The organism is Paraburkholderia heleia NBRC 101817 (genome assembly GCF_000739775.1).
GTDB classification, from domain to species: Bacteria; Pseudomonadota; Gammaproteobacteria; order Burkholderiales; family Burkholderiaceae; genus Paraburkholderia; species Paraburkholderia heleia.
In genome coordinates this window covers 116,847-138,539 of the sequence record NZ_BBJH01000027.1, presented here as the reverse complement: position 1 = coordinate 138,539, position 21,693 = coordinate 116,847, and the positions used below count along the sequence as shown (strand labels likewise).

Sequence of the window (21,693 nt, the reverse complement as noted above, 5' to 3'; positions counted from 1 at the left end):
CATCAAACACTTCGCATGGCGAACGATATTGCTTCGTCTTGCGCGCGCCTCAAAGTTCGAAACTCATGCCGTCACTGGCAACTTCGATCCCATGCTCGCCCAGCACCCGGCGCTCCGGGCTGTCTTCGACAAGTATCGGATTGGTGTTGTTGATATGAATGAGCACCTTGCGGGCGTCGCGTGCGCCAAGCGAAGCGAGCACGTCGATCATGCCGCCTTCGCCGCTTTGCGGCAGGTGTCCCATCTCCGCCGCGGTTTTCTTCGAAAGCCCGAGGCGGATCATTTCGTCGCCGGTCCACATCGTGCCGTCCACGAGCAGCAGATCCGCCTCCCGCATGGCCGCGAGCACGTGGTTTTCGACCTCGCCTAACCCCGGCGCGTAGAACGCGCGCTTGCCCGTTTTCGGGTTCGTGATGACAAGCCCGATGTTGTCGCCGCGCTCGGGCGCGTGGCGATGCGGCGAATAGGGCGGCGCCTTGCTCGACAGCGGCAGCGCCTCGATCTGCACGCCTTCGAGTCCCGCCATGGCGAGCGGCGCGCCATCGAGCGCAATGCGGCGGTGCTCCACGCCGCAATAATGCGAGAGCATGGTCGCGACGGGAAAGCCGCTCGTGAGGTCTTGCCAGACAGCGTCGGTGGCATACAGCGGCAAGGGCGTGTCGCGCTCGCGCAGCATCAGGAGGCCGGTGACGTGATCGATCTGTGCGTCGATCACGAGTACGGCCGCAATGCCGCTGTCTCGCGCGCGGCGCGCCGGTTGCAGCTCCGGGTGCGCCGCGATTTGCGCGAGCAGATCGGGTGACGCGTTGACGAGCAGCCAGTCCTCGCCGTTCGCGCTCACGGCAATCGACGACTGCGTGCGGCGGGTGGCTTTGAGCGTGCCGCGCCGCACGCCGTCGCAGTTGCGGCAGTTGCAGTTCCATTGTGGAAAGCCGCCGCCCGCGGCCGAGCCGAGCACCTTGATCTTCATGGCAGCATCCTTGCAAGGAGATTGTCGCGATCGACCCACTGATGCTTGAGCGCGCCGGCCACGTGCAGCGCGATCAACGCGATCAGCACCCACGCGATCGCTTCGTGCAGCCCGAAAAAACGCTCGCGCAAGGCGGCGTCGTCCCAGCCCCATTTCGGCAGCGCGATGCCCCAGAACCGCGTGCCATAGCGGTTGAACGATGAGCCGAGATAACCGGTGAGCGGCATCGCGACCATGGCCACATATAAAAGGCCCTGCGTAGTGCGCGCGGCGGCGCGTTGCCACGCACGCATCGGCGGCATGGGCGGCGGCTTGTGCGCCGCGCGCGCCATGATGCGTAGAAGCACGAGCAGGAAAACCGTCAGTCCGATCGACTTGTGCAGATTGATGAGCGTTGCCTTGAGCGGCAGCCCTTTGGGTAGGCCGACCATGTAGAGACCGAGCGCGAGCAGCCCGATGATGCCGAACGCAATCAGCCAGTGCAGCGCGATCATCGATCCGGCGTAGCGCGGCGCGCTCGCTTCGGAGCGTTGCGCCGGGCGGGAATGCGCGAGGGTCATGCGTGTCTCCTTCGTTGTACTGCGTTTCTGGCAAAGCCGGATCTAGTGGCCGACGAGCAGTATTTCTCCGCGTCCGTCAACCGCGAGGTCGCCCGTGTAGCGCATCGGCAGCGCGGGCGGGCGTGTCGCGCGCCACTGTGAAAATGGCGCAGTCTCGCTCGCCTCACTGGCGAGGCTGCGCACCAGCAGCGTCCAAAAGACGTCGAAACCGCGTCCGCCTTCTTTGAACGTCGGCGGCAGGCGTTCCGGTCGTTGCGCAAGCAACAATGTGCCGCGCCGCATACCGTACGCGTAGTGCGCGCCCAGCCGTCCGGCCACGGCCACGGTGCCGGCCACGAGCCGCGAGGCCGCGAACTCGCCCGCGTCGCCGCCCACCAGCACGAGGCCGCGGCGCATGCGATCGGCGAGCCGCGCGCCGGTGTTGCCGTATATCGTCAGCGTGCCGCCCGTCATGCCTTCCATCTCGCCCGCGCGCGCCCCGGCCGCGAAGTCGCCGCTGTGGCCGCGCACGGTCAGCCGTCCGCCGCGCATCTCGCATGCCGTGAAGTGGCCTGCGTCGCCGTCGATCTGCAAGGTGCCGCCCGCCATCCGGAAGCCGCTCGCTTCGCCGGTCGTGCCGTGCACGATCAGATGCCCGTGCGTCATGTGCGCGCCGACGTGGTCGAGCCAGGGCGCGTCGCCGTCGATCACGAGCGTGGCGTCGTCGTCGTTTGCGCCGGCGCTCGCCGCGCGCGACACCGCGAACATGTCGCCCACCACGCAGCGTGCGTTGCCAGCGGGCAGCGCCAGACGCTCGATTTCGGCCACCGAAAGCGTCGCGAGCGGCACGGGCAGCAAGGCGCCGGCGTCGACGCGCACGCCGGGCGCCGTCTTTACGCGCAAAGTGGTGACGTGGCTCATGCGCGGCCTCCTTCGAGCCCTTGCGCGAGGCTGTGCAGATGGAAGTGGTAAGGCCCGAGCTTGCCGCCGTAATTGCCTGCCGAAATGCGCAGCACGCCCGCAGGCTCGCCGAGCCCCGCAGCCGCGCCGATGCCGGCGCGCATGGCGGCGCTCACGTCGGCGTCGGTGAGCCCGTCGATCACGACTTCGAGTACGCAGCCCACGTCCGCGCTCAGTTCGCTGCGTGCGGAGAGGCCCACGAGCGTCGGGCAGAACGCGTCGTTGGTGGAAGCGCTGGCCCCTTTGTATTTCGAGCCGACTTTCGAACCGGAGCGCACCACGCCGCCCGGGAACGGCATGATGACGTTGGGCAGCATGCGCATGGCGGCCACCGCGGCTTCGGCGGCGGCAAGCGCCGCGTCGACGTCGCGCGCGAGCAGGATGAGGTTGCCGCCGCCCACGGCCTTCACGGTCTGCGTCGCCTCTTCGCACACGAACTCGCCGTCCATCACGGGCACGCGCCAGTAGCGCGTGCCGCCGAGCAGCTTCGAGATCTGCCAGCCGTCGCCGAAAAAGCGCAGGCCGCTACCTAGCGGCGCGCGATCGGAGAGCGGCGCCTGGCTCGTTTCGGGATCGATGCCGCCATACACGGCGCTCGTGGGGCAGGTGAGCACGCATTGCCCGACGCGCCGGCCGATCTGTTTGGCCAGTTCCTTCGACGACACCGCGAACAGCAGCACCGAGACCCCCGGCCGCCCGTCCGGTGTCTGGTCCGGTGCGAGCGCGCACTCCACCCCGGCCTCGCAGCCGCAGCCGATCACCGAGGTCGCGAAGCCCGTGAGCGAGTGCGCCGCATGCATGACCCACGCCGGCGTGTGCGCGGTGATGACGAGCCGCGTCGCCTTCATCGGAAACGCTTCCGCGAAGGTGGCGTCGATCAGGGTGCCGTTGATCAGCAAGGTGGCCGGGTCGCTCATCGTGGTCGGTTCAGCTCTGTGGGGAGCGCGACAGGCATGCGACGGGCAGCAGCCGGCCGCCGCGGCAGCAACTGCACACCTCGTCGTCGCTGATGGCGGCGTGGGCGAAGTTGCTCGCGAGGTTGGCTTCGCTATAGGCACGCAGCGTCTTTTCGATGCCGCGGTCGAACTCGGGCGCGACGTAGTGAATGCCGCCCGTGGGTGTGGCAACGAGCGCGCCGTCGCGCACGACCAGCTCGCCGTCCTTGAACACATAGGCGGGCGAGGTGAACATGCGCTCGCGGTCCGCTTCGTCGCGATAGACGGCGATGTCGGCCGCCGCGCCCGCGCCGAGATGCCCGCGATCATGCAGGCCGAGCAGGCGCGCCGGCCCCGCGCGCGTGATGATCGCGATCTCGTAGAGCGAGAACTCGCGTTGCAGTTGCGGCAGCGCGCTCGCCACCTGGGCGTCGGGGTTCAGTCGCGCGAGCTGCTCGTCGCGGAAGGTCTTGTCCATCAGCAGACGGATGAGATGCGGATAGCTCGTGAACGGGCCGCCATTGGGATGATCGGTCGTCATGGCCACGCGCCACGGGTCGTCCACCAGCAGGAAGATTTCCAGCCCGATGATCCATTGCAGCGCATTCACGTAGCTCTGCTCACGATAGCGAAACGGCACCACGCCGCAGCCCGCGTCGCACTCGATGTCGCCCACGACCCACTTGTGCGGCCGGGCGAGCGGGGTGTTGCGGAACTGCATCATGGTGTCACCCGAGGCCGTGACGGTTTGCCCGAAAATGATCTGCCCCACGTCGATCGACACGTTCGGCCGCGCATTCACGGCTTCGGCAATGCGCTGCGCGCCCGAGGAAAACCGCTGCGGGCCCTCGGTGCCGTAGCTATGGAACTGGATGTGCGTGAGGTGGATCGGCAGACCGTCGGCGGCGTCCATGGTGGCGATCGTCGAATCGATATTGCCCGGCACGCCGAGATTGCTCGCATGCACGTGCAGCGGATGCGGCACGCGCAGGTCGGTCAGCGCGCGGGAGAGCGTGAACAGCACGTCGCGCGGCGTGACGCCGTATTGCACATGCGGCTCGTCCACATCGAGCGAGCGCTGGTTGAACTTGAAAGCCGAAATGCCGCCTGGGTTGACCACCTTCACGCCGAGCGCCTTGCTCGCGTGGATCGTCCAGCCCACGTAGTCGCGCAGGCGCGCGTAGTCGTCGCGCGCGGCGAGCAGGCGCAGGAACAGTTCGTCGTTGCCGAGCATCACGTAGGCGCCGTGATCGATGATCGGCGTGTCGCCCATTTCCAGGTGCGTGTGGCGCGCGTTGGAAGGCATCATGGCGGGCTCGAACGCCGCCGTGTAGCCCATCTCCGCGTAGCGGTAGCCGGTGGCGAGCGTGCCCGGCGCGCACACGCCGCACGAGGGCAGCCGCAGATAGTGCCCGCTGGCGTCGCGTACCGGGTCGCCGGCTCGCTCGCGCACGCGGTCGTCGCGATGATCCTCGGGCAGCAACAGCCGCGAGAGATTGGTCTTGCCGCCGCCGATATGCGAATGCATGTCGATGCCGCCCGCCATCACGATCATGCCGGTGGCGTCGTATTCGCGCTCGGCGGGCATGGTGGCGGGGACGTCGACGATGCGGCCGTCGCGAAACGCGAGGTCGCGGCGCTCGCCGTTCACGCCATTGGCGGGGTCGTAGAGCGTGCCGCCCTTGAGCCGCACGAGACTCATGGCCGCTCCTGGGGGGGTAGCTTCGCATGCAGCCTTTCGCCGAGTTGCGCCGCGATGGCCGCAACCGTGGGCAGCGGCGCGCGGCGCGCGGCCACGAGCGGTGTGACGACCGGACCGTCAGTGCGAAAGAGATGCCCGCCGCTGTCGATGCCGGGCGTGGCGACCGGAATGAACACGGCAGGGCCGCCGTGCGACCTGACGGCTTGCGCGAGCGCCGGATGGCCCAGCACGATCGTGGGAATAGACGGGGGCGCATCGGGCAGCGCCGCTTTCGGCGCGAAGCTCGCAATCCACAGCAACGCGTCGACCTCGCCGCCGGCAAGGAGACGCTCGGTGCGATACCGCCAGGGGTTGTGATCCAGAGGCGGCGTGCCTTCCATGCGTCCGGGCGCGACCACGTGCGTGCGCAGCGGCAGGCCCGAGAGCCACGTCACGGCCTGGCTCACGGCGAGCGCGCCGTCGTCGCCGCCCAGCGCGAGACAGCCCGCACGGACCGTGCGATTGGCTGCTTTCACGATACGGTGCAAGGCTTCGATGAGCAGCGCGGCATGAGGGGCGGGCAGCGCAGCCGGCTCGTACACGACCACGCTGTATCGGGCTGCGGCGATGCGCGCCTGCAAGGCGGCGAGCATCAAGGCGGCGTGGTTGTCGGAACTGCCGGCCGCGCCGCCCAACGCGCCGGGCGCGCGCCCTTCGCTGAGCGCGGACCAGAGCGCGAGCGTATCGAACGGATCGGCGCCGGGCAGGATCGCTTCGACGCGCGTATTCGCGAGCCCTTGCGCCGCCGGGTCGGGTGGGCAGCCGACGAACACCAGCTCGCGCGCCATTTCCCCGCCGGCCAGCGTGCGCGCGTAGAAACGCGGGTAACGCTGTGACGGCTGGCAACCGAAAAACACCGCCAGGTCCGCGCGGGTGCGCACTTCCGAGAGCGTCGTGAAGAACGCCCCGCGATCCTGCAGCGCGAGCGTGGCGGCGCCGAGCGCATCGCCGTGCAGGTGATCGAGGATCGCGCCGCACTGCGCGGCGAGCGCGTAGAGCGCGCGTGCCCCCGCCACGTCGGTAGCGAGCCCGCCGAACAGCGGGCGCCGGGCCGTGGCGAGAATCTGCGCCGCGTGCGCGAGCGCGGCGTCGAGATCGGCGTCGCTCGCGTCCACGCTGCTGCGGCAGTGCGCGTCACTGGCGCTGTAGCCCGCGAGCGCTTGCGCGAGACGCGGGCAGTCGGTGCCGGGCGCGGCAAGCGTGGCGCCGTCAAGCGACTCGACCATCAGGTCGTCGCACAGCAGCGCACAGAACGGGCAGGTCCAGTCCCGCGTAATGGGCGCGAAGGCGCGGCTGGCCGCATCAGATGAGCCGGTGAGCGAGGGAGCGGTGGGCGAGCAATGCATGGGCCCATTCAAGCAAGCTCCATGCCGAAACTGGGTGTCAGCGCAACGCCCCCGGCGTGCCGTGCGTGGTATGCGGTTGGCGGCGCAGCTCATGTCGATCGCACGCCAAACGGCGATTCGTGCGGCGCGAACTCGCGGCACGCCTGGGGCCCAGCGGCGCCGCCTGGAGAATGCTCAGTGGGCCATCGCCGCGCTTACCCGGGATCGGCAAGCGCGGCCTTTTACGTGGCCGTGCGTGGCGCCGGGTGTTGCACGCCACACAGCATGTGTGCCGTTCTGGAGCAGAGTGTCACAGCGTCTTGCTAAAGGCTTACACCGGCATGGAGCCCGGCGATTGGCATGGAATTTGTATAGTTTTGCTACGCACAACCGGCGAGCGGCGCATCGATGCGGCCGTCATGCAACGCCGACGCCACGAGCCACGCCGCCGCGCCCGCGCGGGCTGCCGCCGCCAGGTCGTCGCCATGGCGAATGCCGCCGGCGCCGATCACGGTGGTCTGTGCGGGGGCTTCGGCACGCAGGCGTTCGAACGTGGCGAGGTCGGGGCCGTCGTAGCTGCCGACCTGGTCGAGCGTCATGGCGATGACGCGGCCAGGCCACGCCGCGGGCGCGAGTTCGACGCTGCCCGCGGCGAGGCGCTGGCCGGCGCGATGATCGAGCGAGAGGACCGGGGCGAGACGGGCGGCTTCGGCGTGGCGCAGCGCCTGCGGGTCGCGCAGCGACTCGGTGCCGAACACCGGCACGAGCGCGGCGAGATCGCGTGCTCGCGTGTGGCCGTGCCGGCCGTGCTTGCCGTGCTGGTCGATACGCTCGAACAGCGCCTGCATCGACGTGTAATCGGCGTAACCCGCGTCGAGCCAGATGTCGGTGCCGGGCAGCGCGGCGCGCAGTGCGGCGAGCGTTTCGACATGGGCGCCGCGCTGGAGAATCGCGCCGAGGTCGGCGATATAGAGCGTGCGCGCGCCGCTTGCGGCAAGGAGCGCGCGGGCCACGGGAAGCGGCTCGCTGGTGGCCGCGAGCGCAGAGCGGATGGGCAGGTAGTGGGTGCGTTCGCCGCGCACCGCGCGCACGACGTGACCGTCGAGCAGATCGAGAACCGGTATCACCTGCATGAGGGCGCATCCTTTGATCAAGATCTTTGTGTTCGAGTATCTCACCGGCGGCGGCATCGACCCGGCGCACGCGGGCGCGGGCAACCTCGCCGACCTGAGCGCGCTGATCGTCGAGGGCCGGGTGATGCGCGACGCGCTGGTGAACGACCTGCGCGTGCTCGACGGCGTGAGCGTGAGCTTCGCCAGTTCGCGCTTCGAGACCGTGACGTCGCCGCTCGCGCATTGCACGGCGGCGCCCGGCGAGCAGATGACCGCCTTCGTGGCCCGGGTGGCGCGCCAGCACGATTATGCCTGGATCATCGCGCCGGAATGCGACGGCCTGCTGCTGCATCTCTACGACGCCGTGGGCGCGGCGCGCTGGCTGGGCTGCGCGAAGGAAGCGATCCGCGTGGCGTCGAGCAAGAGCGCGACGAGCGCATGCCTTGCGGCGCACGGCATCGCGACGACGCCCGCCGTCGAGCCCGGCCAGTGCCTGGCGGACGCGGCGCATGGGGGCAGCGAGGGCGGCCGCTGGGTCGTGAAGCCCGACGACGGCGCGGGCGGCCTCGACACTTTCGTCTTCGATCGCTTCGCCCAGGCTTGCGCGGAATACGAAGCGCGCGCTGCGGCCGCGCGCAATCCCGTGCTGCAGGCGTGGGTGGAAGGCGAACCGCTCAGCCTCTCGCTGATCTGCGAGGACGGGCGCGCCGAACTCGTCAGCATCAACCGGCAGCATATTGGCGTGAGCGCGATGGACCGCTCAGATGGCGCTGGCGAAGCGCAAGCGCACGCGGCCTCCGTCCTTGAATTCGACGGCGTGAGCGTGAATCAGATCGCGCTTTCGAGCGAAAAGGGGCGCGAACTCGCGGCGCTCGCGCAACGCGTGGCGCAGGCGCTGCCGGGCCTGCGCGGTTTCGCCGGGATCGACGTGGTGTGGCATCCGCAGCGCGGACCGGTGGTGATCGAAGTCAATCCGCGCTTGACGGTCGCTTATGCGGGTCTTTCGGCGGCGCTCGGGGCGAATCTCGCGTCCGGCCTGCTGGCGGCGCACGGCGTGCGCCCCGAGCGCCGTGATGAGCCGCAAGCGTGCGGCGCCGCGGGGCCGGCGTGCGGGGTGCGGCCATGAATGGCGCACGCCTCGATGCCGCGAGCCGAAGCGCCGTGCGCGCGGCGGCGACGTTCGGCTGGGACGTGGGCGGCGCGCACGTGAAAGTGGCCATGACCGACGCCGATGGCGGTCTGCTCGACATCGCGCAATGGGCGTGTCCACTGTGGCAGGGGCTCGATCACCTCACGCGCACCATCGACCGCGTGTTCGCGCGCTGGCCCGCCGCGCAGGCGAGCGCCGCGCAGCACGCCGTGACAATGACGGGCGAAATGGCGGATTGCTTCGAGAATCGCGCGCAAGGCGTGCGTGCGATCGTGGCCGAGCTTGCAGCGCGGCTCGGGCCGGGCCTGGGCTTTTACGCGGGCGACGCCGGCTGGTTCAGCCCGGCCGCGTGTGAAGCGGGCTGGCGCAGCGTCGCATCGGCGAACTGGCTCGCGACGGCGCACTGGGTCGCCGCGCGCGTATCCCACGCGCTGCTGGTCGACATCGGCAGCACCACCACCGACATCATTCCCATCGCAGGCGGCCGTGTCGCCACCCGCGCCGCGACCGACGCGGAGCGGCTCGCCACGGGCGAACTGGTGTACCAGGGCGTCGTGCGTACGCCGTTGTGCGCGCTCGCGCAGCGCGTGGCGTTCGGCGGCGTGCAGGTGAACGTGATGAACGAATGGTTCGCGACCACGGCCGACGTCTACCGGCTCACGGGCGAGCTGGCGCCGCACTACGACCAGCATCCGGGCGCCGACAACGGGCCGAAGACGCCGGCCGCGAGCCGCGCGCGCATCGCGCGCATGATCGGCCGGGACGCCGGCGAGGCGAGCGACGCCGACTGGCGCGCGTTCGCGCAGCGCTGGCGCGAAGCGCAGCGGCGCGAGATCGGCGCGAACCTCGCGCGCGTGGTGGCGGCGCATCCCGCGCTGGCTGGCGCGCCGCTGGTGGGCGCCGGATGCGGACGCTTTCTCGTGGCCGAACTGGCGCGCGAGACGGCGCGCGGGTATGTCGACTTTGGCGCGCTCGCCGCAGGGGCGGCGCGGTGGGCCCATGGTGCGGAATTTGCGGAACGCGAGGATTGGGCAGCGACGTGCGCGCCGAGCGTGGCGGTGGCGCTGCTCGCCGCAGCGCGCTCGGCGCAAGGCCTTCTCGATAGCGGCGGCGCGCCTTCGCGGGCCGCACGAGCGGCGCCGGAGGACGCCTGAGGGATCAGGACAGGCAGTGCAGCACAGGCAGGCAAACGCGGGCCTTCCGCGGTCAACCGGAAACGAGGACAACGATCATGTGGGTGGTCAAGATCGGGGGCAGCCTGAGTCACGAGCCGATGCTACGCCTGTGGCTCACCGAACTGTGCGAAGTGGGGGGCGGGCGCGTCGTCGTCGTGCCGGGCGGGGGCGATTTCGCGGACAAGGTCCGGCAATACCAGAGCGAGTGGTGCTTCGACGACCTGGCCGCGCACAACATGTGTCTGCTCGCCATGGCGCAATACGCGCTGCTCATGCAAGGCGTGCTGCCCGAACTCGTGCTCGCCACGAGCGAGGCGAAGATCCGCCGCGCGCTGCGCGACGGCCATGTCGCCGTGTGGGTGCCGACCGCGCTCATGCGCGACACGCCGGACGCGATGAGCAACTGGGACACCACCTCGGACAGCCTGGCCGCCTGGCTCTCGACGATGCTCAACGCCGAGCGCCTGATCGTGGTGAAGTCGTGCCCGCTCGACGGCGACACGCCGCTGGAGACGCTCGCCGCCGCGGGCGTGGTCGACCGGCGTTTCGTCGACTATGTGAGCGAGGCTAATTACGTGGTCGAGCTGTTCAACAAGGACCACGTGGAGTTGATGCGCGACCGTTTGCTGAACACGCCGGTGACGTGACGCGCAATGGCGCGCGATGCGCCGGAACCCCGCGACACGTTGCTCAGAACCGCGGCACGCGCGCGGCCTCCGGCGCCTGCGCGGACCGGCCTGGCACGTAGTCGCCGCTGCTGCGGTGCAGCGCGCCGGCCCACTGCGCGACGCGTTGCGGATCGAGCCGCGAGCGGCGGCCATCCACGCACAGCGCCGTGCGAAAACCCGCCACGTCGGGCGCGAGCGCGCGGATCTGCTCCAGCTGGTCCCAGCCGAGCGACCCGGCGATGCCGCACAGCGTGCCGTGTTCGCGCGCGGTCCGTAGCCAGTGCGCGAGCGAGTCCGCATCCACGTGATCGAACAGGGTGCGGCCATCTTTGCCCGCCGTGTCGAACATCATGCCCACGAAGCCGAGTTCGAGCGCATGGGCGACCAGGTCTGCGGTCGCCGCCGCGCCTGTTTCACCGCCGGGCTCGGCGTCGCACAACCAAACCGGTATCACCGCGGCCGGCAGGCTGGCCAGCAAGTCGAGACAGCGCAGGGCCGCGGGGCCGGGCGCGACACCGACCTTCACATAATCGACCCCCGTTGCGCCGACCTCGATCACGCGCGCCGCGATCTCGTCGAGCGCGTGCGACGGCACGTCGCCGATCGTCGCGCTGATCGGCTTGACCGGATACCGGGCGCGCAGCGTCTCTACGATCCGCGCGACGTCGCCGGTCGCGAGACCACCCAGCGCGCCCGCTTCGGGCTCCTTCAGGTCTATGAGTTCGGCGCCGGCCGCGACGGCGTCGAGCGCTTCGTCGTGCGAGCGGACGCTCGCGAGCAATGCGGTCATCGATGTTCTCCGAAGAATGCAGGTGCATGCACGTGGATGCACGGGGAAAGGCATCTGGCGGGAGCGGCTGGCGGACCGGCCCCGCGATCAGGGCGAGCCGGACGCACCGGACGATGGCGGCGATCCGGCGTCCGCGCGATAACGCACGATGGCGGCGGTGAGCCAGCCCCAGGCGGTGCGCTCGGCTTCGCCCGCGGTCTTGTCGATGGCGATCTGCAGATACGCCATTTCGCGATCGACCTTGTCGGGCGGCAGCATGAAAAGCCTGCTCACGAGAATCGCGCCTTCCACCACGGCGGCCTGGGCGCGGTTGAAGCCGGTGAACGGCGCGTGGGTTTCACGGTGCACGCACTTCATGCGCAGCACGGGACGTTGTGGATCGTCGCGCAGCTCCTCCAGTTCGAGTTCGGCGTGCGCGAGCGATTCGGCGAGCCTCACGCTCGCCACGCGGCTCGCCACGCGCGTGGGCCAGTCGGCCGCGCAATGCGTGACGCAGCCCGCGAACACGCGCACGTCCGTGGTGAAATTGAGCACGGCCGCGCGCGACGCCACGATGTTATCGAGCGTGACCGAGGGACGAAACGGCGACAGAATGACGAAATCGCCCTCGTAGCGGGCGCCCATTGGCGCGATATGCGGATGGCCGCCGGGCGCTGCCGTGGTGACGATCGTTTCGTGAATCATGAGTGAGTGCGCGGGTTCCGCGGGTGACGCACCATCCAGCATCCAGGTAAGGGCCGCATGCGCGGCCCACGCGGTGCCTACCGCGTAGCGATATACATCGTGATTTCAAAACCAAAACGCATATCGGTGTAGCTCGGCGTTGTCCACTGCATAGATGCATCCTCCATGGTAAGACGTCGTGAGGTGATACGGCCTGGTGCCCCGGTCCGGCGCTTCGCCAGGCGACAGGGCCCGGGTTGCCACGCAAGCTCCATGCCGGGCGAGGCGCCGCACGAGGCGAAGGCCGTGGCCGCTGCGCTTCGATCGCGCGCCTGTCCGCCGTGATCCAGGCGCGCCGCTGCGCACTGTACCTGGAACGCAGCAAAGTGTTCCATGCGCCCCGCGTGCGGCGGGCTGACGTGTCACGCCGGCGCAATCGATAACGGATCAGTTAAGTCTCCCGAATAAAATCGTGAATTTTCAAGGGTGACGTCCTTGCCTAGAGTGCACTCAGGCGCTTCGTTCTTCCGGTAGCGCGCCAGTCCACCTTCGAGGAAACGTCATGAACGACTTCAGCCAGCCGGTGATCGACTCCCTTGCTCCGCAGCGCAATGCGGCCAACCCGCGCGAGCGTTATGCCGCGGGCGTCATGAAATACCGCGAGATGGGCTACTGGCAACCCGACTACACGCCCAAGGACACCGACGTCATCGCGCTTTTTCGCATCACGCCGCAACCCGGCGTGGAGCCGGAGGAAGCGGCCGCGGCGGTGGCGGGCGAATCGTCCACGGCCACGTGGACCGTGGTGTGGACCGACCGCCTCACCGCGTGCGACATGTACCGCGCGAAGGCGTACCGCGTCGACCCGGTGCCGGCCTCGAGCGCGGGCGAGCCGCAGTATTTCGCGTATATCGCCTACGAGCTGGACCTGTTCGAAGAGGGGTCGGTGGCGAACCTCACGGCGTCGATCATCGGCAACGTGTTCGGCTTCAAGCCGCTCAAGGCGCTGCGTCTGGAAGACATGCGCATTCCGGTGGCCTACCTCAAGACCTTTCAGGGGCCGCCGACCGGCATCGTCGTGGAGCGCGAACGCCTCGACAAATACGGCCGGCCGCTGCTCGGCGCGACGGTCAAGCCCAAGCTCGGCTTGTCGGGCAAGAACTATGGGCGCGTGGTGTACGAAGGACTGCGCGGCGGCCTCGACTTTCTGAAGGACGACGAGAACATCAACTCGCAGGCGTTCATGCACTGGCGCGACCGCTATCTGTTCTCGATGGAAGCGGTGAACCGCGCGCAGGCCGAAACGGGCGAGGTCAAGGGTCACTATCTGAACGTGACGGCAGGCACGATGGAAGACATGTACGAGCGCGCCGAATTCGCGAAGGAACTGGGCTCGTGCATCGTCATGATCGACCTCGTGATCGGCTGGACCGCGATCCAGTCCATGGCACGCTGGGCGCGCAGGAACGACATGATCCTGCACCTGCATCGCGCGGGGCACAGCACGTACACGCGTCAGCGCAATCACGGCATTTCGTTTCGCGTGATCGCCAAGTGGCTGCGCATGGCCGGCGTCGATCATGCGCACGCGGGCACGGCGGTCGGCAAGCTCGAAGGCGACCCGCTCGCCGTCCAGGGCTACTACAACGTGTGCCGCGAGGCGCACAACGAAGTCGATCTCGCGCGCGGCATCTTCTTCGACCAGCCGTGGGCCGGCTTGCGCAAGGTGATGCCGGTGGCCTCGGGCGGCATTCACGCGGGGCAGATGCACCAGTTGCTCAACCTGTTCGGCGACGACGCGATCCTGCAGTTCGGCGGCGGCACGATCGGTCACCCGGGCGGCATTCAGGCGGGGGCGCAGGCCAACCGCGTGGCGCTCGAAGCGATGGTGAAGGCGCGCAACGAAGGCCGCGACATCGTGCACGAAGGCCCCGACATTCTCGAAGCCGCGGCGCGCAGCTGCACGCCGCTCAAGCAGGCGCTCGATACGTGGCGCGACGTGACGTTCAACTACGCGTCGACCGACACGCCCGATTTCGCCGTCACGCCCACTCCGGCCTGAGGCGCCAGCGCAGGACGAGCCGCAGCGTCAGGCACGCTCTCGCAAAATGGCGAGGGACGCCGCGGGTCCCTTTGTTGCTTACCGGTTTCGCCATTACGAACGCCGCATTCATCGACGAGGTGCGTCATGCGTCTTACCCAAGGTACGTTTTCCTTCCTGCCCGATCTGACCGACGAGGAAATCCGCTTGCAGATCGACTATGCGTTGCGCCAGGGCTGGGCCTGTTCGGTCGAGTTCACCGACGACCCGCATCCGCGCAACACCTACTGGGAAATGTGGGGCCTGCCCATGTTCGATCGGCACGACGCGGCGGGCGTGCTCCAGGAAGTGCGGGCCTGCCGCGCCGCGCGTCCTGAGCACTACATCAAGGTCAATGCCTTCGATTCGGTGCGGGGCTTCGAGACGATGCGCCTGTCGTTCATCGTCAACCGCCCCGACGAAGAACCGGGTTTTCGTCTCGACCGCACGGACGCACAAGGGCGCGTGCAGCGCTACGGCATTTCGGGCTATGCGAGCGAGCGGCCTGCCGGCGAGCGTTACGCAAGCGCGGGTTGAACGCGCGCCGTGCCGCCCGGCGCGCGTGAACCGCGCCATTCGCCCAGGGAGGGGCCATGAACGAAGTCACCACCATGGAAGCCGATGCGCACACGCTCGCCCAGGACGGCGAGCAGGCCGTGGAGTCGCAACCGCAGCCGCAGCAGATCGATCTCGCCGCGTTGTATCGCGACTCCGGCATCGGCGACGTGCTTGCCGAACTCGACCGCGATCTGGTCGGGCTCGCGCCGGTGAAGACGCGCATCCGCGAAGTCGCCGCGCACCTGCTGGTGGAGCGCGCACGTAGCGCGCTCGGCCTCGCGGCGGGCGCGCCTACGCTGCACATGTGCTTCAGCGGCAATCCCGGCACCGGCAAAACCACGGTGGCGCTTCGCATGGCCGAAGTGCTGCACCGGCTCGGCTACATTCGCCGCAATCATCTGGTTTCCGTCACGCGTGACGATCTGGTGGGCCAGTACATCGGCCATACCGCGCCGAAAACGCGCGACGTGCTCAAGCGCGCGATGGGCGGCGTGCTCTTCATCGACGAAGCGTATTACCTCTATCGCCCCGAGAACGAACGCGACTACGGCCAGGAGGCGATCGAGATCCTGCTGCAGACCATGGAGAACCGGCGCGACGACCTGGTGGTGATTCTGGCCGGCTACGCCGAGCGCATGGCGGTGTTCTTCGAGAGCAATCCGGGCTTTCGTTCGCGCATTGCGCATCACCTCACGTTTCCCGACTACGGCGAAACGGAGTTGCTCGACATCGCGGAGCGCATGCTCGCGACGATGCATTACCGTTTCGACGCCGACTCGCGCCGCGCCTTCGCCGACTATCTCGCGCTGCGCATTCGGCAGCCGAATTTCGCCAACGCGCGTTCCGTGCGCAACGCGCTCGACCGCGCGCGCCTGCGCCAGGCCAATCGCCTTTTCGCCACGACGATGCAAAACGACGCGCCGCTCGACGCCGCGGCGCTCACGCTGATCGGCGCCGCCGACGTGCGCGCGAGCCGCGTTTTTTCCGCGGCGCATACCGAGGCTCAGACACAGGCTGGGCCACGCAGCGCGCCGCCGGGCTGACCGAACACCTGACTCTGGAGATCGCCATGCAAGACGGCCGCACGACCCTTTCCAAGTTCCTGATCGACACGCTCGATCGTCAGCCGGGCGGCACGGGCGAGGCGCGCAATGCCGGGCTCGCCGCGCTCCTGATCGACGTTGCCGCCGCGATCAAGTCGATCTCGTCCATGCTTACCAAGGGCGCGCTGGGCGGCAACTACGGCTCCGCGCTGAGCCTCAATACGCACGGGGAAGAGCAGAAAAAGCTCGATCTCACCACCAACGAGACCTTCGTGCAGCAATGCGAGTGGGACGGGCTGCTCGCCGCCATGGCGTCCGAGGAAATGGAGCGCATCTACCCCATACCGCCGGGTTATCCGCGCGGCGACTATCTGCTCGCCTTCGACCCGCTCGACGGCTCATCCAACATCGACATCAACGGCGTGGTGGGCTCGATCTTCTCGGTGCTGCGCCATGACGGCGCGGCCGTGGACGAAGCCGCGTTTTTCAGACCGGGCAGCGAGCAGGTCGCGGCGGGTTACGCCGTCTACGGGCCGTCGACGATGCTCGTGCTCTCGGTCGGCAACGGCACGCACGGTTTCACGCTGGAGCGCGACATCGGCAATTTCGTGCTCACGCATTCGAACATTCGTATTCCTGACGAAACCTGCGAATTCGCGATCAACGCGTCCAACGAGCGCTTCTGGGAGCCGCCCGTGCGCCGCTACGTGCAGGAGTGCAAGGACGGGCGCAGCGGCTGCCGCACGAGCGACTTCAACATGCGCTGGATCGCTTCGATGGTGGCGGAGGTGCATCGCATCCTCATGCGCGGCGGCGTGTTCATGTACCCGCGAGATTCGAAAACGCCGGCCATGGAGGGGCGCCTGCGCCTGCTCTACGAGGCCAACCCGATGAGCTTTCTGGTCGAGCAGGCGGGCGGACTCGCGATCACGGGACGCGAGCGCATTCTCGATGTGGTGCCGCGCACGCTGCATGGCCGCGTGCCCGTGATACTCGGCTCGCGCAGCGAGGTGGAGCGCATCGGCCGCTACCACGAAGAATACGACCGCGGCACGGATCAGCCGTTCACGTCGCCGCTTTTCGGCCGGCGCTCGCTGTTCCTGCCGGGCTTCACGGCCTGATCGCGCGCCGCGCGGAAAAAGAGAACACCTATCCCAGGAGACAAGCGCATGTCCATCAAGCACCCGATCATCGCGGTGACCGGTTCGAGCGGCGCCGGCACCACGACCGTGATGAAGAGCTTCACCCATATTTTCCGCCGCGAAAAGATCGACGCGCAGATCGTGGAGGGCGACGCGTTCCATCGCTACGACCGTCTCGGCATGCGCGAGGCGATGCAGCAGCACGAGCGCGACGGCATGCCGAATTTCAGCCATTTCGGCCCGGAGGCGAACCTGCTCGAAGAACTCGAAGCGCTGTTCGCGCATTACGGCGAGAGCGGCTCGGGGCGCTTGCGCCACTACGTTCACGACGCGTCGGAAACGCGGCTCTACAAGCAGGACGCGGGCACGTTCACGCCATGGCAGGACGTGCGCCCGGACACCGACCTGCTGTTCTACGAAGGGCTGCATGGCGCCGCGGTGAGCGAGGGCGTTGACATCGCGCGCCATGCCGATCTGCTGATCGGCGTCGTGCCGATCATCAACCTCGAGTGGATCCAGAAGCTGCATCGCGACCAGACCATGCGCGGCTATTCGCATGAAGCCGTGGTCGACACCATCCTGCGCCGCATGCCCGACTACGTGAACTACATCTGCCCGCAGTTCTCGCGCACCCATGTGAATTTCCAGCGTGTGCCGACCGTGGACACGTCCAATCCGTTCACGGCCCGCGAGATTCCGCAGCCCGACGAAAGCTTCGTCGTGATCCGCTTCGCGCGGCCCAAGGGCATCGACTTCCCGTATTTGCTGACCATGCTGCACGACTCGTTCATGTCGCGACCCAACGTGATCGTCGTGCCGGGCGGAAAGATGGGGCTCGCCATGCAGTTGATCTTCACGCCCATGATCCTGCAACTGATCGACCGGCGCGCGCGCGCCTGAGGTATGCCCCGCTCAGCGAAACACCGCTTATCGTTTTACAGGAGATCAACCATGAGCACCGTCGCTGAAACTGCCGCCGCACCGTCCGCCGCCACGCGCGAAACCCGTCCGATGGCCAACGCCCTGCGCATGCTCGCCGTCGATGCGGTGGAGGCCGCGAAGTCGGGTCATCCGGGCATGCCGCTCGGCATGGCCGAGATTGCCGTGGCGCTGTGGGACCGGCACCTGAAACACAACCCGCGCAATCCGGCCTGGCCCGACCGCGACCGCTTCGTGCTCTCGAACGGGCACGGCTCGATGCTGCTCTATGCGCTGCTGTATCTCACGGGCTACGACCTGCCGATCAACGAACTCGAGCGCTTTCGCCAGTTGCACAGCAAGACGCCGGGGCATCCCGAGGCGGGCGTGACGCCCGGCGTGGAAACCACGACGGGGCCGCTCGGCCAGGGCCTCGCGAACGCCGTGGGCATGGCGCTGGCCGAAGCGCTGCTCGCACGCGAGTTCAACCGGCCCGCGCACACGATCGTCGATCATCGCACCTATGTCTTTGCCGGCGACGGATGCCTCATGGAAGGCATTTCGCACGAGGCGGCCTCACTCGCGGGCACGCTCAGGCTCGACAAGCTCACGGTGCTGTACGACGACAACGGCATTTCGATCGACGGCCATGTGGCGCAGTGGTTCGCGGACGACACGCCCGCGCGCTTCGCGGCCTACGGCTGGCATGTGGTGCGCGACGTGGACGGGCACGACGTCGAGGCGATCGACCGCGCCTTGCGCGGCGCGCGCGGCGTGGGGCGGCCGACGCTGATCTGCTGCCGCACGGTCATCGGCAAGGGTGCGCCCTCGAAAGCGGGCACGCACGACGTGCACGGCGCGCCGCTGGGCGCGCAGGAAGTGGCCGCCACGCGGCAGGCGCTCGACTGGCCGCATGCGCCCTTCGGCATTCCCGCGGACATTCGCGCGAGCTGGGACGCCCGGGCGCGTGGCGAGGCCGCCGAGGCCGACTGGACGCGGCGTTTCGGCGCGTATCGCGAGCAGTATCCCCACGAAGCCGCCGAGTTTGCGCGCAGGATGGCGGGCGCCCTTCCCGCGCAATGGCACGACGCGGTGCGCGCCATGGTGCGCGACACCAACGGCGCCGCGCAGTCGCTCGCCACGCGCAAGGCGTCGCAGCAGGCCATCGCCGTGCTGGCGCGCGCGTTGCCGGAGCTGCTGGGCGGCTCGGCCGACCTCACGGGCTCGAACCTGACCGACTGGCCGGCCGCGCGCGCCGTTCATGCCGACGAAGGCGGCCTGCAGGGCGGCAATTATCTGCACTACGGCGTGCGCGAATTCGGCATGAGCGCGGTGATGAACGGGGTCGCGCTGCATCGCGGGTATCTGCCGTTCGGCGGGACCTTTCTCACGTTTTCCGACTATGCGCGCAACGCCCTGCGCATGGCCGCGCTGATGCGAACCCGAACGGTGTTCGTGTTCACGCACGATTCGATCGGCCTGGGCGAGGACGGCCCGACGCACCAGCCGGTGGAGCACGCGGCGAGTCTGCGGCTGATTCCGGGCCTCGACGTCTGGCGCCCCTGCGACACAGTCGAGACCGCGCGCGCCTGGGCGAGCGCCGTGGAACGCGAAGGGCCGACCTGCCTGCTGCTGAGCCGGCAGACGCTGCCGTTCGTCGCGCGCGACGACGCGCAGATCGACGCCATCGAGCGAGGGGGTTACGTGCTGCGCGACTGGCCGCGCAAGCACGACGCTCCGGCATTCGCGCGCGTGGTGCTGATCGCCACGGGTTCGGAAGTCGCGCTGGCGCTCGACGCCGCCGCGCAGCTCGCGCAGGAGGGCATAGGCGCGCGGGTCGTGTCGATGCCGTGCACCAGCGCGTTCGATCGCCAGCCGCGCGCGTGGCGCGACGCGGTGCTGCCGCCGGGCGTGCCGCGCGTGGCGGTCGAAGCGGGCGTGCGCGCGTTCTGGCGGCAATACGTGGGCCTCGACGGAGGGGTGGTGGGCATCGACACGTTTGGCGAATCGGCGCCCGCCGCTGCGCTGTTCGCCCATTTCGATCTGAGCGCGAGCGCGGTGGCCAACGAGGCGCGGCGCGTGAGGCAAGGCGCGCTTTGAACCACGAATTCAATCATCAGTATGACGAGATTGTTTGCATCAACTGCAAGGAGCCCGCAATGCCATTTATCGCACTGAGGCAGTTACTCGACCACGCCGCCGAGCACGGCTACGGCGTGCCCGCGTTCAATGTCAACAACATGGAGCAAATCCACGCGATCATGCAGGCCGCGCAAGCCACCGCGAGCCCCGTGATCCTGCAGGCGTCGGCGGGCGCGCGCAAATACGCGGGCGAGCCGTATCTGCGGCATCTCGTGCTGGCCGCGCTGGAAGCGCATCCGGACATTCCGCTCGTGCTGCATCAGGACCATGGCGCGAGCCCGGCCGTGTGCCAGCAGGCCATCCGCTCGGGCTTCACGTCGGTCATGATGGACGGTTCGCTCATGCCGGACCAGAAAACGCCCGCCACGTATGAATACAACGTCGAGGTGAGCCGCCGCGTCGTGGAGGCCGCGCACGCGGTGGGCGTTTCGGTGGAGGGCGAACTGGGTTGCCTCGGCTCGCTCGAAACCGGCGCGGCGGGCGAGGAAGACGGCGTGGGGGCAGAGGGCCGGCTCGCGCGCGAGGACCTGCTCACCGACCCGCACGAGGCGCAGCGTTTCGTGGACGCCACCGGCGTCGACGCGCTGGCGATCGCGATCGGCACCTCGCACGGCGCCTACAAATTCACGCGCGAGCCGACGGGCGACATTCTGGCGATCGACCGTATCGCCGATATTCACGCGCGCATTCCGGATACGCATCTCGTGATGCATGGGGCGTCTTCGGTGCCGCAGGAGTGGCTGGCGATCATTCGCGAATACGGCGGCGAGATTCCCACCACCTATGGCGTGCCGGTCGAGGAAATCCGGCGTGGCATCGCCCACGGCGTGCGCAAGGTCAATATCGACACCGATATCCGGCTCGCAATGAGCGGCGCGATGCGTCGCTCGATGGCACACGCGCGCGCCGAATTCGATCCGCGCGCCGCGTTGAAGGCGGCCACGGCGGCGGCGAGCGCCCTGTGCGCGGAGCGCTTCGAGGCGTTCGGCTGCGCGGGCCAGGCGCCGCGCATCAAGCCGCAGCCGCTCCAGGCGATGGCGCACCGCTACCACTGAACACCGCGTGAAGGAGACGGCCATGCGCGATTTCCTGATTGCCCCGTCGCTGCTCTCGGCGGACTTTGCGCATCTCGCCGACGAGGTGCGCGACGTCACGGCGGCCGGCGCGGACTGGCTTCATCTCGACGCGATGGACAACCACTACGTGCCCAACCTCACGGTCGGCCCATGCGTGTGCGCGGCGATCCGGCCGCACGCGAACGTGCCGCTCGACGTGCATCTCATGACCACGCCTGTGGATGCGCTCGTGGTGCCCTTCGCGCAGGCGGGTGCGAGCCTCATCAGCTTTCATCCTGAGGCGTCGCTGCATGTGCACCGCACGCTCGAACTCATCCAGGCAAGCGGGGCGCGCGCGGGGCTTGCGCTCAACCCGGCCACGCCGCTCACGGTGCTCGATCATGTGATCGATCAGCTCGACGTGGTGCTCGTGATGTCGGTGAATCCCGGCTTCGGCGGCCAGGCGTTCATTCCCGCCACGCTCGCGAAGTTGCGGTTGGTGCGCGAGCGCGTGGACGCCGCGATGCAGCGCACGGGCCGACGCTTGCTGGTCGAGGTGGACGGCGGCGTGAAGGCGTCGAATATCGCGCAGATCGCCGAGGCCGGGGCGGACGTGTTCGTGGCCGGTTCCGCCGTGTTCGGCGCGAGCGACTACGCGCAAGCCATTGGCGCGTTGCGCGGCGCGCTGGGGCAGCAGGAGCGCGAGGGCGCGGTCATGGCGCGTTGA

General features: G+C 68.6%; 21 protein-coding genes. 11 read left to right on the top strand and 10 right to left on the bottom strand.

Annotation, left to right across the window (positions count from 1 at the left end):
• Window positions 1–49: 49 nt before the first annotated feature.
• The 7 genes from pqqB to BHE01S_RS22795 form a co-directional block, all read right to left on the bottom strand.
• Window positions 50–970 carry a pyrroloquinoline quinone biosynthesis protein PqqB gene (gene pqqB, locus BHE01S_RS22825; RefSeq protein ID WP_042267940.1) on the bottom strand — a complete coding sequence of 307 codons (921 nt, stop codon included), beginning with the start codon at window positions 968–970 and terminating at the stop codon, window positions 50–52.
• Window positions 967–1,530, bottom strand: coding sequence for a cytochrome b (locus BHE01S_RS22820; protein ID WP_042267939.1), 564 nt, complete (start codon window positions 1,528–1,530; stop codon window positions 967–969). The genes pqqB and BHE01S_RS22820 overlap by 4 nt, the downstream gene beginning before the upstream one ends.
• A gap of 42 nt (window positions 1,531–1,572) precedes the next feature.
• Entirely contained in the window at window positions 1,573–2,430 is an 858-nt protein-coding gene (locus tag BHE01S_RS22815; protein WP_042267936.1) for a formylmethanofuran dehydrogenase subunit C, read from the bottom strand.
• Window positions 2,427–3,386 carry a formylmethanofuran--tetrahydromethanopterin N-formyltransferase gene (gene fhcD, locus BHE01S_RS22810; protein ID WP_042267933.1) on the bottom strand — a complete coding sequence of 320 codons (960 nt, stop codon included), beginning with the start codon at window positions 3,384–3,386 and terminating at the stop codon, window positions 2,427–2,429. The genes BHE01S_RS22815 and fhcD overlap by 4 nt, the downstream gene beginning before the upstream one ends.
• 10 nt (window positions 3,387–3,396) lie before the next feature.
• Window positions 3,397–5,106, bottom strand: a complete 1,710-nt coding sequence (locus BHE01S_RS22805; protein ID WP_042267932.1) for a formylmethanofuran dehydrogenase subunit A — start codon at window positions 5,104–5,106, stop codon at window positions 3,397–3,399.
• Window positions 5,103–6,491, bottom strand: coding sequence for a molybdopterin-binding domain-containing protein (locus BHE01S_RS22800; RefSeq protein ID WP_042267930.1), 1,389 nt, complete (start codon window positions 6,489–6,491; stop codon window positions 5,103–5,105). Before BHE01S_RS22800 ends, BHE01S_RS22805 begins: the two co-directional genes overlap by 4 nt.
• A 359-nt stretch (window positions 6,492–6,850) precedes the next feature.
• Window positions 6,851–7,603, bottom strand: a complete 753-nt coding sequence (locus BHE01S_RS22795) for a HisA/HisF-related TIM barrel protein (RefSeq protein ID WP_042267929.1) — start codon at window positions 7,601–7,603, stop codon at window positions 6,851–6,853.
• A gap of 13 nt (window positions 7,604–7,616) precedes the next feature.
• Between BHE01S_RS22795 and BHE01S_RS22790 the strand changes: the two genes are divergently transcribed.
• From BHE01S_RS22790 to BHE01S_RS22780, 3 genes are all read left to right on the top strand, one after another.
• Entirely contained in the window at window positions 7,617–8,708 is a 1,092-nt protein-coding gene (locus BHE01S_RS22790; protein ID WP_042268022.1) for an ATP-grasp domain-containing protein, read from the top strand.
• Window positions 8,705–9,886 (top strand): hydantoinase/oxoprolinase family protein, encoded by a 1,182-nt coding sequence (locus tag BHE01S_RS22785; RefSeq protein WP_042268021.1) that lies wholly within the window; start codon window positions 8,705–8,707, stop codon window positions 9,884–9,886. Before BHE01S_RS22790 ends, BHE01S_RS22785 begins: the two co-directional genes overlap by 4 nt.
• Window positions 9,887–9,963: 77 nt before the next feature.
• Window positions 9,964–10,554, top strand: coding sequence for an amino acid kinase family protein (locus BHE01S_RS22780; protein WP_042267927.1), 591 nt, complete (start codon window positions 9,964–9,966; stop codon window positions 10,552–10,554).
• A 43-nt stretch (window positions 10,555–10,597) separates the two neighbouring features.
• On the opposite strand, the gene BHE01S_RS22775 is transcribed toward BHE01S_RS22780, so the two are convergent.
• From BHE01S_RS22775 to pqqA, 3 genes are all read right to left on the bottom strand, one after another.
• Window positions 10,598–11,365, bottom strand: coding sequence for a (5-formylfuran-3-yl)methyl phosphate synthase (locus tag BHE01S_RS22775; RefSeq protein WP_042267925.1), 768 nt, complete (start codon window positions 11,363–11,365; stop codon window positions 10,598–10,600).
• Window positions 11,366–11,452: 87 nt separating this feature from the next.
• On the bottom strand, window positions 11,453–12,049 hold the full coding sequence (locus BHE01S_RS22770) for a DUF447 domain-containing protein (RefSeq protein ID WP_042267922.1): 597 nt from the start codon (window positions 12,047–12,049) through the stop codon (window positions 11,453–11,455).
• A gap of 77 nt (window positions 12,050–12,126) precedes the next feature.
• Entirely contained in the window at window positions 12,127–12,201 is a 75-nt protein-coding gene (gene pqqA / locus BHE01S_RS37060; RefSeq protein WP_013342881.1) for a pyrroloquinoline quinone precursor peptide PqqA, read from the bottom strand.
• 389 nt (window positions 12,202–12,590) lie between these two features.
• Here pqqA and BHE01S_RS22765 point away from each other — a divergent pair, with 389 nt between their 5' ends.
• The 8 genes from BHE01S_RS22765 (at window position 12,591) to rpe (ending at window position 21,693) form a co-directional block, all read left to right on the top strand.
• A complete protein-coding gene (locus tag BHE01S_RS22765; RefSeq protein WP_042267920.1) occupies window positions 12,591–14,090 on the top strand; it encodes a ribulose-bisphosphate carboxylase large subunit in 1,500 nt (499 codons plus the stop codon).
• Between the two features lie 126 nt (window positions 14,091–14,216).
• Complete coding sequence (locus BHE01S_RS22760) at window positions 14,217–14,645, top strand: ribulose bisphosphate carboxylase small subunit (protein ID WP_042267918.1); 429 nt, start codon at window positions 14,217–14,219, stop codon at window positions 14,643–14,645.
• A gap of 56 nt (window positions 14,646–14,701) precedes the next feature.
• Entirely contained in the window at window positions 14,702–15,709 is a 1,008-nt protein-coding gene (gene cbbX / locus BHE01S_RS22755; RefSeq protein ID WP_245639833.1) for a CbbX protein, read from the top strand.
• Window positions 15,710–15,735: 26 nt separating this feature from the next.
• Window positions 15,736–16,830, top strand: coding sequence for a class 1 fructose-bisphosphatase (locus BHE01S_RS22750; protein ID WP_042267916.1), 1,095 nt, complete (start codon window positions 15,736–15,738; stop codon window positions 16,828–16,830).
• 48 nt (window positions 16,831–16,878) lie between these two features.
• Window positions 16,879–17,751: a phosphoribulokinase gene (locus tag BHE01S_RS22745; RefSeq protein ID WP_042267914.1), complete on the top strand. Its 873-nt coding sequence runs from the start codon at window positions 16,879–16,881 to the stop codon at window positions 17,749–17,751.
• A 51-nt stretch (window positions 17,752–17,802) separates the two neighbouring features.
• Window positions 17,803–19,869: a transketolase gene (gene tkt / locus BHE01S_RS22740; protein WP_042267912.1), complete on the top strand. Its 2,067-nt coding sequence runs from the start codon at window positions 17,803–17,805 to the stop codon at window positions 19,867–19,869.
• Window positions 19,870–19,928: 59 nt separating this feature from the next.
• Window positions 19,929–20,966 (top strand): class II fructose-bisphosphate aldolase, encoded by a 1,038-nt coding sequence (gene fba / locus BHE01S_RS22735; protein ID WP_042268015.1) that lies wholly within the window; start codon window positions 19,929–19,931, stop codon window positions 20,964–20,966.
• 22 nt (window positions 20,967–20,988) lie between these two features.
• The gene (rpe, locus tag BHE01S_RS22730; protein ID WP_042268013.1) at window positions 20,989–21,693 is read left to right on the top strand and encodes a ribulose-phosphate 3-epimerase; all 705 of its coding nucleotides are present in this window, start codon (window positions 20,989–20,991) and stop codon (window positions 21,691–21,693) included.

What these genes read in the sequence shown, in the direction of transcription:
- pqqB (WP_042267940.1), bottom strand. Translation starts at nt 970, where the DNA reads ATGAAGATCAAGGTGCTCGGCTCGGCCGCGGGCGGCGGCTTTCCACAA.
- BHE01S_RS22820 (WP_042267939.1), bottom strand. Translation starts at nt 1,530, where the DNA reads ATGACCCTCGCGCATTCCCGCCCGGCGCAACGCTCCGAAGCGAGCGCG.
- BHE01S_RS22815 (WP_042267936.1), bottom strand. Translation starts at nt 2,430, where the DNA reads ATGAGCCACGTCACCACTTTGCGCGTAAAGACGGCGCCCGGCGTGCGC.
- fhcD (WP_042267933.1), bottom strand. Translation starts at nt 3,386, where the DNA reads ATGAGCGACCCGGCCACCTTGCTGATCAACGGCACCCTGATCGACGCC.
- BHE01S_RS22805 (WP_042267932.1), bottom strand. Translation starts at nt 5,106, where the DNA reads ATGAGTCTCGTGCGGCTCAAGGGCGGCACGCTCTACGACCCCGCCAAT.
- BHE01S_RS22800 (WP_042267930.1), bottom strand. Translation starts at nt 6,491, where the DNA reads ATGCATTGCTCGCCCACCGCTCCCTCGCTCACCGGCTCATCTGATGCG.
- BHE01S_RS22795 (WP_042267929.1), bottom strand. Translation starts at nt 7,603, where the DNA reads ATGCAGGTGATACCGGTTCTCGATCTGCTCGACGGTCACGTCGTGCGC.
- BHE01S_RS22785 (WP_042268021.1), top strand. Translation starts at nt 8,705, where the DNA reads ATGAATGGCGCACGCCTCGATGCCGCGAGCCGAAGCGCCGTGCGCGCG.
- BHE01S_RS22780 (WP_042267927.1), top strand. Translation starts at nt 9,964, where the DNA reads ATGTGGGTGGTCAAGATCGGGGGCAGCCTGAGTCACGAGCCGATGCTA.
- BHE01S_RS22775 (WP_042267925.1), bottom strand. Translation starts at nt 11,365, where the DNA reads ATGACCGCATTGCTCGCGAGCGTCCGCTCGCACGACGAAGCGCTCGAC.
- BHE01S_RS22770 (WP_042267922.1), bottom strand. Translation starts at nt 12,049, where the DNA reads ATGATTCACGAAACGATCGTCACCACGGCAGCGCCCGGCGGCCATCCG.
- BHE01S_RS22765 (WP_042267920.1), top strand. Translation starts at nt 12,591, where the DNA reads ATGAACGACTTCAGCCAGCCGGTGATCGACTCCCTTGCTCCGCAGCGC.
- BHE01S_RS22760 (WP_042267918.1), top strand. Translation starts at nt 14,217, where the DNA reads ATGCGTCTTACCCAAGGTACGTTTTCCTTCCTGCCCGATCTGACCGAC.
- cbbX (WP_245639833.1), top strand. Translation starts at nt 14,702, where the DNA reads ATGAACGAAGTCACCACCATGGAAGCCGATGCGCACACGCTCGCCCAG.
- BHE01S_RS22750 (WP_042267916.1), top strand. Translation starts at nt 15,736, where the DNA reads ATGCAAGACGGCCGCACGACCCTTTCCAAGTTCCTGATCGACACGCTC.
- BHE01S_RS22745 (WP_042267914.1), top strand. Translation starts at nt 16,879, where the DNA reads ATGTCCATCAAGCACCCGATCATCGCGGTGACCGGTTCGAGCGGCGCC.
- tkt (WP_042267912.1), top strand. Translation starts at nt 17,803, where the DNA reads ATGAGCACCGTCGCTGAAACTGCCGCCGCACCGTCCGCCGCCACGCGC.
- fba (WP_042268015.1), top strand. Translation starts at nt 19,929, where the DNA reads ATGCCATTTATCGCACTGAGGCAGTTACTCGACCACGCCGCCGAGCAC.
- rpe (WP_042268013.1), top strand. Translation starts at nt 20,989, where the DNA reads ATGCGCGATTTCCTGATTGCCCCGTCGCTGCTCTCGGCGGACTTTGCG.